Genomic DNA, 15115 nt, shown 5'->3' on the forward strand with positions numbered 1-15115 from the left:
CTCACAGTCCTTTTTTCTTGAGTGCGGCGTCCAGTCGCGGGTACACGTGGCGTGCGTTGCCTTCGAAGATACGGAAGCGGTCTTCATCCGACAGGGCTGCAGCCTGGACATAGCGCCTGGTGTCGTCGTAGTAGTGCCCGGTTACCGGATCGATGCCGCGCACGGCGCCGATCATCTCGGAGGCGAACAGCACGTTCTTTACCGGAATCACCTTCGTCAGTAGGTCGATGCCCGGCTGGTGGTAGACGCAGGTGTCGAAGAAGATGTTGTTCAGCAGGTGGTCCTGTAACAGCGGCTTCTTCATTTCCTGGGCCAGGCCGCGGAAACGGCCCCAGTGGTAGGGCACCGCGCCGCCGCCATGCGGGATCAGGAACTTCAGGGTCGGGAAGTCCTTGAACAGATCGCTGGTCAGGCACTGCATGAAGGCGGTGGTGTCCGCGTTCAGGTAATGGGCGCCGGTGGTATGGAAGCATGGGTTGCAGCTGGTCGAGACATGGATCATCGCCGGGATGTCGTATTCCACCATCTTTTCGTAGATCGGGTACCAGTGGCGATCCGACAGCGGCGGCGAGGTCCAGTGTCCGCCGGACGGGTCCGGGTTCAGGTTGATGCCGACCATGCCGTATTCCCTGACGCAGCGCTCCAGCTCCGGAATGCAGGTCCTGGGGTCGACGCCGGGCGATTGCGGCAGCATGGCTGCGCCGACGAAGTTGTCAGGGAACAGCCGCGACACCCGGTAGCACAGCTCGTTGCAGATCGCGGCCCAGGTGGCGCTGGTCTCGAAGTCACCGATGTGGTGGGCCATGAAGCTGGCGCGCGGCGAGAAGATCGTCAGGTCCGAGCCGCGTTCCTTCATCAGGCGCAGCTGGTTCGCTTCGATCGACTCACGCAGCTCGTCGTCGCTGATGCGCAGCTCCGATACATGCGGCCCCAGCGACGGCGTGTTCAGATTGGCGACCTGCGCGTTACGCCAGTCTTCCAGCGCTTTCGGTGCGGTCGTGTAGTGGCCGTGGCAGTCGATGATCAGGGGTTCTCTCATCATTCTTCTCCTCTCCAGATGTCTTCGGATATGAATACTTCGCCGCGCATGATCGGGCGCGCGGTGCGCAGCAGCGCGGCGCGCACGACCTTCCGCGGGTCGGTCGCGTCGAGTCCCAGCTCGACGCTGAATTCGCCGGTCGGATGTTCGACCGAGACGGTTTTGTTCAAGCCTGCCGGTACGGCGGCGATGCCTTGCGTGACCGAGCCCTCCAGCACGCAGGCGGTGGCGACGGTGACCGCGGCCAGCACGCCGATCGCTTCGTGGCAGACGTGCGGGATGAAGCAGCGGGTGGCGATGCTGCCTTCCTCGCGCGGCGTCGCGACCAGGCAGATCTTCGGATAGCTCTTGGCCCCGACGTCGCCCAGGCCCATCAAGGGGCCGGCCGTCAGGCGCAAAGCTTCCAGCTTCGCTTTCAGGGCGTCGTTGGCGTTCAGTCCGGCCACGCTCTCATAGCCGCTGACGCCCATGTCCGCGGCGCGCACCAGCACCATCGGCATGCCGTTGTCGATCAGCGTCGCCTCGATTGCGAAGGGCGCGACGCCTTCTCCCGACACGTCGACGCGATCCAGAACCCGGCCGCTCGGCAGCAGGGACGGGCAGACCGAGCCGGCCGTGTCCAGGAAATCGATGCTGATCGGCGCCGCGGTGCCGGGCACACCGTCGATGCGGGCTTCGCCCTTGTACTGGAGGCGGCCATTCGGCGTCTGCACCGTGACCTGGCACTGCATGCCGGTGTTCAGGGTCAGCACGCGCGCCGTGGTGCTGCCGTGCGCAACCGGCAGCAGGCCGCGCTCCAGCGCGAAGGGCAGCACGGCCGCCAGCATATTGCCGCAGTTGGGTGTCGTGTCGACGCTGTCCTTGTCCGGCTGCAGCTGGGCGAACAGGAAGTCGAGGTCGACGCCGGGCGTGGTGCTGGGGCGGACGATGCCGACCTTGCTGGTGAGCGGATGCGCGCCGCCGAGGCCGTCGATCTGGCGCTTGTCGGGCGAGCCCATGGCGGCCAGCAGCACGCGGTCGCGCAGGGCCGGATCGGACGGCAGCTCGGATTCGAGGAAAAAGGGACCGCGCGAGGTGCCGCCGCGCATCAGCATGCAGGGCACCGGGGTCAGGTCGGAATTGCGTTGGTCGTTCATGGTTTTCACCCGATGGGTGGACAGGCGGCGGATGGGCACAGTATCCTCGGCGGCGCCGGCGGCTTGGTTGCGTTATGGGTGCTGGTTTGTTCTAATCTGCTTATCGCTTTGCCCGGAGCCGCCTCATGAACCTCGTCAGCCTGCGCCACCTTCACGCCTTCAGCGCCGTCGCCGCCGCGGGAGGGATCCGCCGTTCTTCGGAAAGCCTGTACCGGGCCTCGTCGGCGGTCGCGCGTTCGGTGGCCGCGCTGGAGCAGGCGCTGGAAGTCCAGCTGTTCGAGCGCAAGGGCAGGGGCATGCTGCTGACGGCGGCTGGCGAACTGGTGCGGCTGCGCGCCGACCGCATCGAGACGGAACTGCGCGAAGTGCGCGACGACGCCCTGCGCCTGCGCGCCAAGGTCGGCGGCATCGAAGCGCTGCTGAACGAACGGCGCCTGCAGGCGGCCGCGCTGCTGGCCGAAATGCACTACATGCCGGGCGTGGCGCAGGCGATCGGCACGTCGCAGTCGGCGGTCAGCCAGGCCATCGCCCGCCTGGAAGGCATGCTCGGCATGCCGCTGTTCCTGCGCACCGCGCACGGCATGCTGCCGACCGAGGCCGGCCGGCGCTGGGTCGAAAGCTTCGAGCGGGTACTCGCCGAACTGCGCCACATTCCGGAAGACATCGCCGCGCTGGCCGGCGTGGTCCAGGGCGTGGTGACGATCGGCGCGCTGCCGCTGGCGCGCTCGCAACTGCTGCCGGCGGCCATCGCGGCGGTGCTGCTGCAGCATCCGCGCCTGCAGGTCCGCTCGCTCGAAAGTCCTTATGATGAACTCAGCGCCGGGGTCCTGTCCGGACGCATCGACTTCATCATCGGCGCGCTGCGCGCCAGCGCCGGCGACGCCTTCGTGTCGACCGCGCTGTTCCAGGACAAGGCGGTGCTGGTCGCGCGCACCGGCCACCCGCTGGCGGCGAAGAAACGCCTGACGCTGCGGGACCTGGCCGGCTACCCATGGGTGCTGGGTCGCGCCGGCACCCCGCTGCGCGAATCGATCGAAGGCTTCTTCCGCGGCCAGGGCGTGGAACCGCCGGTACCGGCCGTCGAGACCGGCGACCTGGCCCTGCTGCGCGGCCTGCTGCTGGAAAGCGACATGCTGACGGTGCTGTCGGCGCGCCAGCTGCACCATGAAGTACGCACCGCCCAGCTGGTGGTGCTGCCGCTCGAGATGCCGGGACTCGAACGGCGCATCGGCGTCACCACCCGCCGCGGCGCCCACCTGTCGCCGGGTGCGCGCGCGCTGCTGAGCGAAATCGAGCGCGCCGGCGAGACCTGGCTTTGAACCTCGCTTCCTGAGCCTGCGATAAGCAGATTGCAACGCTGTGCCAGCCGAAAGCAATACATGGTCTCCGGTCAAAACGTACACTGAATAGCAAGTGGGGAGCCAAAGTTCGGCCCCATCGGGCGCGCAGCCGCAGCACGAACAAGACGGCAGCGCCATACCATTACTTGTGTATTCGACCTGGAGACATAATGAATACAGTACAGACGCTCGATGTGCGCCAGCACATCAACGGCCGCAAGATGTCGGGTTACCAGTGGCTCTTGCTCTTCCTCTGCTTCCTCATCGTGACCACCGACGGCATGGACGTCGCCATCATGGGCTTCCTGGCGCCCTCGATCACGAAAGAGTGGGGCATCTCGAAAGCCGCCTTCGGCGCGGTGATGAGCGCTGCGCCGATCGGCCTGGCCATCGGCGCGCTCCTGATCGGCCCCCTGTCGGACCGCTACGGCCGCAAGCGCCTGCTGATGGTGGCGGTGGCCTGGTTCGGTACCTGCAGCGTGCTGTGTTCGCAGGCCGGCGACGTCTACCAGCTTTCGATCCTGCGCTTCCTGACCGGCCTCGGCCTGGGCGCGGCGATGCCGAACACCACGACCCTGCTGTCGGAATACGTGCCGGAAAACTCGCGCGGCAGGCTCATCACCATCATGTTCACCGGCTTCAACCTGGGTTCGGCCCTGGTCGGCTTCGGCGCGGCCCTGATCCTGGGTGACTACGGCTGGCGCATGGTGCTGGTCGCCGGCGGCGTCATTCCCCTCATCTGCATTCCGCTCTACCTGTTCCTGATTCCGGAATCGGTGCGCTTCATGGTCGTCAATAAGTACCCCGCCGAACGCATCGCCGCGACCTTGCGCCGCGTGGTCGGCGGCGCGGGCTTCTCCGGTGCGACCACCTTCACCATCAGCGAGCAGAAGGTCGACAGCAAGGCGAAGGCCAAGACCCTGTTGAACGCCGGCTTCCGCGGCATCACGGTGTCGCTGTGGGTCACCTATTTCATGGGCCTGATGGTGATCTACCTGCTGTCCGGCTGGCTGCCGACCCTGATCAAGGATGCCGGCCTGCCGATCGAACGCGCCGCCAACATCACCGCCATGTTCCAGCTCGGCGGGACCGTGGGCGCCCTGTTCGTCGGCTACCTGATGGACAAGTGGACGCCGAACAAGGTGATCGCCTCCAGCTACGTCGCCGGCGCCTGCTGCATCCTGCTGCTGGCCTCAGGCAGCGTGCAGTCCGCGCTGTTCTCGGTCTACGTCCTGCTGGCCGGCTTCTGCATGAGCGGCGCCCAGACCGGTTTGAATGCCTTCGCCCCGTCCTGCTATCCGACTGCGGTGCGTGCCACCGGCGTCAGCTGGATGCAGGGTATCGGCCGCTTCGGCAGCATCTTCGGCTCCTTCGCCGGCGGCGTGCTGCTGAGTCTCGGCTGGGGTTTCAGCGCGGTGATCGCGATCCTCGCCATCCCCGCCACCCTCGCCGCGCTGTCGATCGTCTTCACGCGCTTCGCCGCGCGGGCAACCGTCGTAGCATAAGCAGCGGCACCGTATTTTCTTAGGAATCGCATCATGGCCAACATCATCGGCGCAATCGCCTCGTCCCACACCCCGACCATCGGCTTCGCCCTGGACGCCAACAAGCAGCACGACGCCGTCTGGGCGCCGATCTTCAAGGCCTACGAGCCGGTACGGCAATGGCTGATGGATAAAAAGCCGGACGTCCTGCTGGTGATCTACAACGACCACGTGACGTCCTTCTTCTTCGACCACTACTCGGCCTTTGCCCTCGGCATCGGCAAGGAGTGGCAGGTCGCCGACGAGGGCGGCGGGGCGCGCGACCTCCCGCCCGTGGCGGGCCATGCCGGCCTGGCGCGCCATATCGGCCAGTCCCTGGTGGCGGACGAATTCGACATGTCCTTCTTCCAGAACAAGGCGCTGGACCATGGCTGCTTCTCGCCGCTGTCGATCATGTGGCCGCACACGATGGACGCTCGACCCGAAGGCCAGTGGCCCGGCGCCATCGTGCCGCTGCAGTGCGGCGTGCTGCAGTTCCCGGTGCCGTCCGCACGGCGCTGCTTCAAGCTGGGCCAGGCCCTGCGCCGCGCCATCGAAAGCTATCCGGAAGACCTGGACGTCGCCATCGTCGCCACCGGCGGCCTGTCGCACCAGGTGCACGGCGAGCGCTGCGGCTTCAACAACACCGGATGGGACCAGACCTTCCTCGATTTGTTCGAGAAGGATCCGGAGGTGCTGCTGAACATGACCCAGGCCGATTTCGCCCGCCTGGGCGGCTGGGAGAGCGCGGAAGTCGTGATGTGGATGGTGATGCGCGGCGCCATGCCGGCCAGGCTGAACTGCCTGCACCGCGAATATTACCTGCCGTCGATGACGGGCATCGCGGTCGCGCTGTACGAGAGCGCCGTCGCGGCCGATCCGGCCCTGAATGCACGCGTCAACGAGCTGCATCGCGAGCACATGGCGCACCAGACCAGGGGCGTCGAGGAACTGGAAGGCACCTATCCCTTCACCCTCGAGCGCAGCGTGGAGCACTACCGCATCAACAGCTACCTGCACCAGCTGATCCGGCCCGACTTCCGGGAACGCTTCCTGCGCGATCCTGAAGCCAGCTTCGAGGAAGCAGGCCTGACCCAGGCGGAGCGCGACATGATCGTACGGCGCGACTGGCGGGCCATGATCCGCTACGGCGTGATCTTCTTCCTGCTGGAGAAGCTCGGCGCCGTGGTCGGCGTCTCCAACCTGCACATCTATGCCGCCATGCGCGGCCAGTCGCTGGAAGACTTCCAGAAGACCCGCAACACGAAGGCCCTGTACTCGGTGGCCGGCAAGGGCGCCGCCGGCACGGCCGAGTGGAACCGCGACGGCGCGCCGCCGGCCGCGGAACCCGCGCGCTAAGCGTCACCCCATACCGCTCTCCGCCCGCGCGGGGAGCCCGATCCTCACGCCCTGCCAGCCTCGCGCGCCGCCTGCGCCGCGCGCCGGGTGCGTGCGCGCGTCGCCAAAAGCATCACCAACAACAAACCGATCCTGGAGGAGCACCATGAAAAAAATCATCGCCACCACCATCGCCGCCTGCGCCACTTTGGGACTGCACGGCGCCGCACACGCCCAGAGCACCGTGCAGGTCTACGGCCTGCTGGACGCGGCCGTGGACTACAACACCAACGTCGACACGACTGGCCGCAGCCGCGTGTGGATGCCCAGCCTGGGCGGCGGCATGTTCCCGTCGCGCCTCGGCTTCAGGGGTGTCGAAGACCTGGGCAACGGGCTGAAGGCGATCTTCACGCTGGAGGGCGGTGTCTACCTCGACACCGGCGCCAGCGGCCAGGGCAACCGCCTGTTCGGGCGCCAGGCCTGGGTCGGGCTGGCCGGCAACTGGGGCCAGCTGACCCTGGGCCGCAACTACAATATGCTGTACAACTCGATGGCGGAAGTCGAGATCATCGGCCCGACCCAGTACGGCCTCGGCTCGATCGAACCGGCGATCCCGAACGGCCGCACCGACAACTCGGTCGCCTACAAGGGCAGCTTCGGGCCCGTCACCGCGGGCGCCAGCTACAGCTTCGGCCGCGACACCTCGAACGCCGGCGGGCCGGGCGGCACCAACTGTCCGGGAGAGAATGGCCTGGATGCCCAGGCCTGCCGCGAATGGTCGCTCATGCTGCGCTACGACACCCCGAACTGGGGCCTGACCAGCGCCTATGACCGCAAGAACGGCGGCGCCGGCGCGGCATCCGGCCTGACCCGCAGCGATTTGAGTGACAGTCGCCTGCACGTGGCCGGCTATACCAGATTCGGCGCCTGGCGCCTGGCCGTCGGCGGCCTGGTGCGCAACAACGAGGGCGCGCCGGCGGTCCCGCGCAGCAATCTGTACTACGTCGACGGCGCCTACAGGCTGAACGGCGCCGTCACCGTCGACGGCCTGGCGACGCGCCTGGACTACCACGACAGCATCAACGACACCAAGCTGTATATGCTGCGCGTGATCTACGACTTCTCGAAGCGCACCTCGACCTATGCGGCCATCGGCCATGTCGCCAACAAGGGCACGGCGGCGGTGGCGCTGAGCGCCGGCGGCAGCGTGGGGGCCGGGATGGCGCAGAATGGCGTCATTACCGGGATCAAGCATTCGTTCTGAGGCGGCCGGCAGCCCTGCCGTTCCTGGGTCACCCCAGATCCTCGTGGTGATCGGCCACCCCCCGTTTCCAATAGCTTGATACCCGCATGTGCTGCTTCGGCAGCCCCTTGTCGACCAGCACCTGGCGCACCCGCGCCATCAATGCCGCCTCGCCGCCGCCCCAGGCGAAGCCGGTGGCGGCGGCCGGCAGCGCCAGCCCGTCCAGCGCCGCCAGCAAGGCCTCGGCCGACGCGGCCCAGTGCACGTCCACCTGCGCCCGGCCGGCGAAGTCGCGCCGGTCGGCCTCGTCCGACAGCACGAATACGAAGGCCCGGCTGCCCTCCGGCAGCTCTTCCAGGCGGCGCGAGATCGCGGGCAGGGCGGTGGCGTCGCCGACCAGCAGATGCCAGCCCAGTTCCAGCGGCACGATCATCGAACCGCGCGGGCCGCCGACCAGCAGGCGGTCGCCGGGCTTCACGTGGCGCGCCCAGTCCGAAGCCGCGCCCTCGCCGTGCAGCGCGAACTCGATGCACAGCTCGCGCGCTTCCCGGCTGAAGCGGCGTGGGGTATAGTCGCGCCGAACCTGTTCACCGCCGGCGCCGTCGAACATGAGCTTCACATGGTCGTCGAAGCCCAGCGAGCTGAAGTCGGCCAGCGCCTCGCCGGTGAGGGTAATGGCGACGAAGCCCGGCGTCAGCCTGTCGATGCCGGCCACGACGAGTTCGCGCAGCTTCAGTTCGTGGCGCACGCGCTTGACCAGCGGCGCCGCCTCGGGGATGTGAACATCGGTCATCGTCACTCCGAAATTAGTTGATAATGTCATCCATTATGCAGAAATTAGTTGATCAAGTCAACCAAGATGGGAGTCGTCCGGTCGACGACGTCCTCGAGACCATGCACGCGATCATGCATCTCTACCGCTCGGCCCAGCAGCGCAGCCTGCGCGACGGCCCCAACGACCTGGCCCACATGGAGGTCAAGGCGCTGGGATTCTTCGCCCGCCATCCGGGCGCCACGCAGAGCGAGCTGGTGGCGCATTCCGGCCGCGACAAGGCCCAGGTGGCGCGCCAGATCCGCGCCCTGCGCGAGCGCGGCCTGCTGGACGTCCAGGCGGACGAGCTCGACCGCCGCAGCTCGCGCCTGAGCCTGTCGAGCGAGGGCAGGGCGGTGCATGCGGCACTGCACCGAAACGACGGCCGCCTGAAGGAGGCGGCCCTGGACGGCTTCACGGAGGAGGAAAAGGGCGCGCTGCTGGACTTGCTGGGCCGGGTGCGCGCCAACCTGCAAGCCATGCCGGATTAAGCGTCAGAAACCGAGCCTGCCCTGCGCCTCGTCCTGCTGCTGGGCATCGGAAGGGTAGGTGATGCGCACGCCGTCGACCTGCGCGAACGCGGTCAGCTTGTGCGGCCGCGGCGCCTGCGGCCCGATGATTTCCTCGACCGGGATGCCGCGCACCAGCAGTGCATCGGCCACCAGCGAGCGGTGGCAGCGCCAGGGGACGGCCTCGGCGCACATCAGGGCGCAGCGCGTGCTGTCCGCCAGCGCAACCACCGTGTCGACGTTCTGCGCGAACGCCTCCGTTTGCATGTAGTCGGCGTAGCCGCGGAACGAGGTATTGCGCCAGCCGCCGTTCGGCGAGTCCGGGCGTGGACGCCGCAAGCCGCCCAGGCCGGCCAGGTAGCGGTAGCCGATGCCGGCTTCCTGCAAGGAGCGCGGCAGCTGGTCCTGGCCGAACTGCGGGTTGTGGCGCGACTTCGGCACCGTGCGGATGTCGAGCACGCAGGCAATATTGTTCTGCTTCAGCAGGGCGATGAATTCCTCGATCGAGCGGTTCGAATGGCCGATGGTGGAGACGGTTTCCATGCCCCGATTCTTGCACAGGCGCCTGCCCGGCGGCGTCCGGCTGCTTAGGAGCCCTCTAAGGCGCATTCCTACAAGCGCACCGTAGACGCCGCCGCTCCTGGGAGGCGCCGGCCTCGCCGCACTACAATGGTGCAAACTCTATCTGTCACGTGCAAACGGAACGATGCAGCCATGGATGCGATCGAAGCCAGTAACTTTGTCGAGCCGAAAATCAACGAGCAACTGCGGCCGGATACCGTGCTGTGGCGCTACCTGGACGCGGCCAAGCTCTTCGATTTCTTCGAGAACTCGACCATGTTCTTCTGCCGCGCCGACCGCTTCAGCGACAAGTTCGAGGGAGCGTTCACGCCCTCGCTGCGGCAACAGATCAGCGACGCCTATGCCAGGGGCGAGATCGACTACACCTACGAACAGTTCAAGCGCCGCATGCGCGAGTCGGTCTTCATCAATTGCTGGCACCGCAGCCAGGACGACAGCGCCGCCATGTGGGCGCTGTACGGCAAGTCGGAATGCGCGGTGGCCCTGACCACCACCGTCGGCCAGCTGGCCGAGACCCTGCGCGGCCTGGAAAAGGAACACGACATCTCGATCGAGCGGGTCGAGTACGTCAAGCACTGGAGCGACCCCAAGCTGGACGTCTCGCCGGACTATGCGCGCATCTTTGCCTACAAGACCAAGGCCTACGAATACGAGAAGGAAGTGCGGGTCATCATCGACCGTACCGGCCACGAGCCGACGCCGAAATCGCCCATGCCGGCATCGTGGTGCGGATCGATGCCACCCGCTTGCTGCGCAGCATCGTGATCGCGCCGGACGCGCCGCCCTGGTTCGAAAAGCTGGTGCGGCAGTCGGCGCTGCGCTACGGCATCAAGGCGCCGGTGCGGCGCTCGAAGCTGGCGACCGATCCGATCTGACACGCGGCGGTCCCTACGAAGACAGCAGCGCAATCGCTTGCGCAAGACCGGCGCCATGGCGGCTATACTGCACACAAGCCCATTCCGGACAGAATTCATGTACGCAGCAGTCGACCTCGGATCCAACAGCTTCCGCCTCCACATCGGCGAACCCATCGCCGGCCAGATGCACATCGTCCGTACCGCGCGCGATCCGATCCGGCTCGCGGCCGGGCTGGGGCCGGACGGCGCGCTCACGGTCGAGGCGATGGAGACGGCGGTGCGCAGCCTGCGCGACTTCAGCGCGATCCTGCGCCAGTACCGCCTGGACGCGGTGCGGGTGGTCGCCACCAACACCATGCGGGTGGCCACCAATGCCGAGGCCCTGTTGCCGCGCCTGGAGGCGGCGGTCGGCTATCCGATCGAGGTCATCTCCGGCGAGGAAGAGGGGCGCCTGATCTACATGGGCGTGTCCGCCGCCCTTGCGAAGCCGGGCGAGCAGCGCCTGGTGATCGACGTCGGCGGCGGCTCGACCGAGGTGATCGCCGGCCGCGGCGACGAGATCCAGCTGGTCGACTCCTTCAGCACCGGCACCCATCCGCAAAGCGCCGTCTACTTCCCCGGCGGGGTCATCGGCGCCGCCGCCTTCGATGCCGCCGTCAACGCCGCCCGTGCGCGCTTCGAGGATGCCGCCGACCAGTACCGCGCGCACGGCTGGCAGGCCGTGTACGGCTCGTCGGGCACGATCCGCGCGATCCACGAAGTCATCTCGCGCAACCGGCTCGGCGACGGCGCCATGTCCTTCGACAGCCTGCTGGCGCTGCGCGACAAGCTGGTCGCGGCCGGCCACGCCGACGCCTTCGACCTGCCGGGCATCAAGCGCGAGCGCGTGATCGTGATGGCGGGCGGGCTCAGCGTGCTGATCGGCGCGATGCAGGAATTCGGGGTGCGCGCGATGACCGCGATTAACGCCGGCCTGCGCCTCGGGGTGCTGTCCGACTTCGAACTGCGCGCGCACCGCAGCGACCGCCGCGACAGCGCGGTCCAGGATTGCATGCGCCGCTTCGGGGTGGACCAGGAGCGCGCCCGGCGCACGGCGTCGATCGCACGCCAGCTGTTCAACCGGCTCGGGGCCGGCGACGACAGCCTGTGCCGCTACCTGCTGTGGAGCTGCATGCTGCACGAGGTCGGCCAGGCGGTCTCGCACACCGGCGCGCACAAGCACGCCGCCTACATCGTCGAGCACGCCGACCTGCCGGGCTTCACCAACCGCGAGCAGCGCCTGATGAGCAGCATCGTGCTGGCCCAGAAGGGGAACCTGCGCAAGGTGAGGGAAGCGCTGGGCGCGCCCGACCAGGCGCGCGCGATCCTGGCGATGCGCCTGGCCGCCGTGTTCATGCACGCGCGCGTGGACGGCGACGTCGACGCGCTGCGCCTGCGCATGAAGAACCGCATCGAGATCGACACCCCGCGCGGCTGGCTCGGGCAGCATCCGACGGTGGCGGCGTGGTTCGAGAAGGAGGCCGTGGCCTGGGGCGAGGTCGGGATCGGCTTCCAGCTTGGCCAGGTTTAAGAAGAAGACTGCCGGCGCTGACGATCGGGCGCCGCCGAGTGCACTGCAGGCGGGGCGAAGCCGGGCGCCGCCGGCGGCACGAGAGCGCCGGCGCGGGCGCGCGCGATCGCCAGGGCAAGGCCGAGCCCGAGCCCGAGCAGGACGTGCGGAGGCAGCCTGTTCATCGGACACCGCCTTTGCGCGCCAGGCGCTGCATGCAGATTGCTCTCATCACTCCCATATCCCCAAGAAAGTTAATGGCCCTTATGCCAATCGGCTTATTGTCTTTGGGGAGACGTCGCAGTGGTTTGAAGCGCTTCCCGCTGCGACCGGCGCACGTTTGAGACAACGCAAGCATCCCGGAAAGTCTGCTTCCTTCGTGCAATTCAAATGCGTTTGAGCAAGGCGAGTGCCGGGCTCGAGGTTTCCACAAAATTGCAACTAACCGACAGTGGGCGGCCTGCCGGCGGCAGGGGCCGTGCCGGCCCGAAGCCGCCGGCAGGCCGCAGCCGGCGCCCGGGTTCAGCGCAACTTGCCGACGATATCCGGACCGACCGCCAGGCGCACGAAGGGCGCCGGATCCTCCTCGCCCTTGTGCGCGATCCAGAACACGCTGGCCTTGCGGATCTTCCAGTCCTGCACCTGGCCGCTGAAGATGAGCGAGGCGACCTGGCCCAGCAGCGGGTTGTGGCCGACGACGACCACCGGCAGGCGCGCGTTCGGCCAGCCGGCGGCCTCGAGGATGGCTTGCGGGCTCGAGTCCGTGTTCAGGGCCTCGACCGTCTGGAACTTGCGCCCCAGGCCCTCGGCGGTCTGCACGCAGCGGGTGGCGGGGCTGGACAGGATGCGGCAGTTGGCCGGCAGCTGGCGGTCGAGCCAGGCGCCGACGCGCGAGGCATGGCGCGATCCCTTGGGGGTCAGCACGCGCAGCTGGTCGGCCAGCGCGTCCGGTTTGTGTGGCTCAGCCTCGGCGTGGCGCCACAGGATCAGTTCCATGTTCGTTTTCCTTGTTGTTGGCGTCGGCCGCCAGGCCCAGCGTCGCCATCAGGGTCTGCTGGGCGCTGTAGGGCGGCTGGCTGCCACGCGGCTTGCGGCGCCGGTAGTGGCCGTCGCTGCCCAGTTCCCAGGCGTCGACGTTGTCCTTCAGGTAGACCTGCAGGCCTTCGCGGATCACCCGTTTCTTCAGTGCCGGCGAATGGATCGGGAAGGCGATCTCGACGCGGCGGAACAGGTTGCGGTTCATCCAGTCGGCGCTGCTGAGGTAGACGTCGTGCTTCAGCTTGTTGCGGAAGTAGAAGATGCGGCTGTGCTCGAGGAAGCGGCCGACGATCGAGCGTACCCGGATGTTCGCGGACAGTCCCGGCACGCCGGGCCGCAGCGAGCAGGCGCCGCGCACGATCAGGTCGATGCGCACGCCGTCGTTCGAGGCGTCGTACAGGGCGCGGATCACCGATTCGTCGGTCAGCGAATTCATCTTGGCGATGATGCGCGCCGGCTTGCCGTCGCGCGCGATCGCCGCTTCCTGGCGGATCGCCTTCACCACTTCCTTCTGCAGCGAGAACGGCGCCAGCCAGATACTGTTGAGCTGGGTCGGGCGCGTCATGCTGGTGAGGTGGATGAAGACTTCGTTGACGTCGGCCGTGATCTCCTCGTTCGAGGTCAGCAGGCCGAAGTCGGTGTAATGCTTGGCGGTGGTGGTGTTGTAGTTGCCGGTGCCGAGGTGGGCGTAGCGGCGCAGGCCCTGCGACTCGCGGCGCAGCACCAGGGCCAGCTTGGCATGGGTCTTCAGGCCGACCACGCCGTACACCACCTGGGCGCCGGCTTCCTCCAGGCGCTCGGCCCAGTTGATGTTGGCTTCCTCGTCGAAGCGCGCCATCAGCTCGACGATCACGGTGACTTCCTTGCCGCTCAGGGAGGCTTCGATCAGCGCGTCCATCAGCTCGGAATCCGAGCCGGCGCGGTAGATGGTCTGCTTGATCGCGACCACGTTCGGATCGGCGGCGGCGCAACGGATGAAGTCGATGACCGGCTCGAAGGACTGGAAGGGATGGTGCAGCAGCACATCCTGGCGGTCGAGCACGGCAAAGATATCGTGGTAGTTCACCAGCTTGGCCGGGAAGCCCGGCACGAAAGGCGTGAATTTCAGGTCGGGCCGCGCATTGCTGTTGACGATCTCCAGCAGGCGGCCCATGTTGACGGGGCCGTCGACACTGAACAGCCGCGAGCGGTCGATCGAGAACTGGTCGAGCAGGAAGTCGGACAGGTGGCGCGGGCAGCCGCGGCCCACCTCCAGGCGCACCGCGAAGCCGTAGTTGCGGCTGTGGAGTTCGCTCTGCAGGGCCTGGCGCAGGTTCTTGACTTCTTCCTCGTCGACCCACAGGTCGCTGTTGCGGGTTACGCGGAACTGCGAGTAGGACACCACTTCGCGCCCGGTGAACAGGTCGGACATATGGGCCTGGATCACCGACGACAGCAGGCAGAAGGAGGCGCCCGGCTTGTCCGACAGTTCGTCCGGCAGGCGGATCACGCGCGGCAGCACGCGCGGCGCCTTCATGACCGCGATCCCGGTGCCGCGTCCGAAGGCGTCCTTGCCGGCCAGTTCGATGATGAAGTTCAGGCTCTTGTTGATCACCCGCGGGAAGGGGTGGGCCGGGTCCAGGCCGACCGGCGTCAGCAGGGGCCGCACTTCCTTGTCGAAGTATTGCTTGACCCAGGCCTTCTGCGCCGCGTTGCGGTCGGAGCGGCGCAGCAGGTGGATGCCGTTGTCGGACAGGCGCGGCAGGATCTCGTCGTTCAGCAGGGCGTACTGGCGCGCGATGATCTGGCGGCATTCCTCGCTGGTGCCTTCCAGGTTGACGCTGGGGAGGTCGTCGATGCCGCCGATGCTGCCGGTGCCGGCCTGGTGGTGGTGCTGGGCCAGCAGGCTGGCGACCCGCACTTCGAAGAATTCGTCGAGGTTGCTGCTGACGATGCACAGGAAGCGCAGGCGCTCCAGCAGCGGCAAGGACGGATCCTCGGCCTGGGCCAGCACACGCCGGTTAAATTCCAGCAGCGATATTTCCCGGTTCAAGAACTGCGCCGGGCTGTCGACGTTCAGCGCGGACAGCGCCTCGTCCGGTTTCAACTTCATGTCCATTGGGCTCGGATATTTCACTCTTGGCAACGGAGTGTAGAGCCCGATTATGACA

Annotated in this window: 14 protein-coding genes; 8 read left to right on the forward strand and 6 right to left on the reverse strand. The window is 67.2% G+C overall.

All coding sequences use genetic code 11. The features are described 5' to 3' along the window. Position 1: 1 nt before the first annotated feature. Positions 2–1027 carry an amidohydrolase family protein gene (locus tag AM586_RS26070; protein WP_047822696.1) on the reverse strand — a complete coding sequence of 342 codons (1026 nt, stop codon included), beginning with the start codon at positions 1025–1027 and terminating at the stop codon, positions 2–4. Positions 1028–1038: 11 nt separating this feature from the next. Next, positions 1039–2175, reverse strand: coding sequence for a 4-oxalomesaconate tautomerase (locus AM586_RS26075; protein ID WP_047822527.1), 1137 nt, complete (start codon positions 2173–2175; stop codon positions 1039–1041). Between the two features lie 125 nt (positions 2176–2300). Here AM586_RS26075 and AM586_RS26080 point away from each other — a divergent pair, with 125 nt between their 5' ends. The 4 genes from AM586_RS26080 to AM586_RS26095 all read left to right on the forward strand — a co-directional run bounded on the left by AM586_RS26080 (position 2301) and on the right by AM586_RS26095 (position 7640). Beyond that, positions 2301–3494: a LysR family transcriptional regulator gene (locus tag AM586_RS26080; RefSeq protein ID WP_047822529.1), complete on the forward strand. Its 1194-nt coding sequence runs from the start codon at positions 2301–2303 to the stop codon at positions 3492–3494. A gap of 191 nt (positions 3495–3685) precedes the next feature. After that, positions 3686–5020 carry an aromatic acid/H+ symport family MFS transporter gene (locus AM586_RS26085; RefSeq protein WP_047822531.1) on the forward strand — a complete coding sequence of 445 codons (1335 nt, stop codon included), beginning with the start codon at positions 3686–3688 and terminating at the stop codon, positions 5018–5020. Positions 5021–5053: 33 nt separating this feature from the next. Then, a complete protein-coding gene (locus tag AM586_RS26090; RefSeq protein ID WP_047822533.1) occupies positions 5054–6397 on the forward strand; it encodes a gallate dioxygenase in 1344 nt (447 codons plus the stop codon). A gap of 145 nt (positions 6398–6542) precedes the next feature. Then, entirely contained in the window at positions 6543–7640 is a 1098-nt protein-coding gene (locus AM586_RS26095; protein ID WP_047822535.1) for a porin, read from the forward strand. 28 nt (positions 7641–7668) lie between these two features. On the opposite strand, the gene AM586_RS26100 is transcribed toward AM586_RS26095, so the two are convergent. Next, on the reverse strand, positions 7669–8412 hold the full coding sequence (locus AM586_RS26100; RefSeq protein ID WP_047822537.1) for a siderophore-interacting protein: 744 nt from the start codon (positions 8410–8412) through the stop codon (positions 7669–7671). A gap of 101 nt (positions 8413–8513) precedes the next feature. On the opposite strand from AM586_RS26100, the gene AM586_RS26105 reads away from it, so the two are divergent. Then, entirely contained in the window at positions 8514–8921 is a 408-nt protein-coding gene (locus tag AM586_RS26105) for a MarR family winged helix-turn-helix transcriptional regulator (RefSeq protein ID WP_229411048.1), read from the forward strand. Positions 8922–8924: 3 nt separating this feature from the next. On the opposite strand, the gene AM586_RS26110 is transcribed toward AM586_RS26105, so the two are convergent. Next, complete coding sequence (locus AM586_RS26110) at positions 8925–9482, reverse strand: DUF488 family protein (RefSeq protein WP_047822540.1); 558 nt, start codon at positions 9480–9482, stop codon at positions 8925–8927. 171 nt (positions 9483–9653) lie between these two features. On the opposite strand from AM586_RS26110, the gene AM586_RS26115 reads away from it, so the two are divergent. From AM586_RS26115 to AM586_RS26120, 3 genes are all read left to right on the forward strand, one after another. Beyond that, a complete protein-coding gene (locus AM586_RS26115; RefSeq protein ID WP_047822542.1) occupies positions 9654–10286 on the forward strand; it encodes a hypothetical protein in 633 nt (210 codons plus the stop codon). After that, positions 10268–10396, forward strand: a complete 129-nt coding sequence (locus AM586_RS29115; RefSeq protein WP_257791529.1) for a hypothetical protein — start codon at positions 10268–10270, stop codon at positions 10394–10396. The genes AM586_RS26115 and AM586_RS29115 overlap by 19 nt, the downstream gene beginning before the upstream one ends. A 97-nt stretch (positions 10397–10493) precedes the next feature. Then, positions 10494–11948 carry a Ppx/GppA phosphatase family protein gene (locus tag AM586_RS26120; RefSeq protein ID WP_047822544.1) on the forward strand — a complete coding sequence of 485 codons (1455 nt, stop codon included), beginning with the start codon at positions 10494–10496 and terminating at the stop codon, positions 11946–11948. Positions 11949–12449: 501 nt separating this feature from the next. Here AM586_RS26120 and AM586_RS26125 read toward each other — a convergent pair. Beyond that, positions 12450–12923 (reverse strand): histidine phosphatase family protein, encoded by a 474-nt coding sequence (locus AM586_RS26125; RefSeq protein WP_047822546.1) that lies wholly within the window; start codon positions 12921–12923, stop codon positions 12450–12452. After that, on the reverse strand, positions 12889–15063 hold the full coding sequence (gene ppk1, locus AM586_RS26130) for a polyphosphate kinase 1 (protein ID WP_047822548.1): 2175 nt from the start codon (positions 15061–15063) through the stop codon (positions 12889–12891). The genes AM586_RS26125 and ppk1 overlap by 35 nt, the downstream gene beginning before the upstream one ends. Positions 15064–15115: the final 52 nt, after the last annotated feature.

The organism is Massilia sp. WG5, assembly GCF_001412595.2.
GTDB lineage: Bacteria > Pseudomonadota > Gammaproteobacteria > Burkholderiales > Burkholderiaceae_D > Telluria.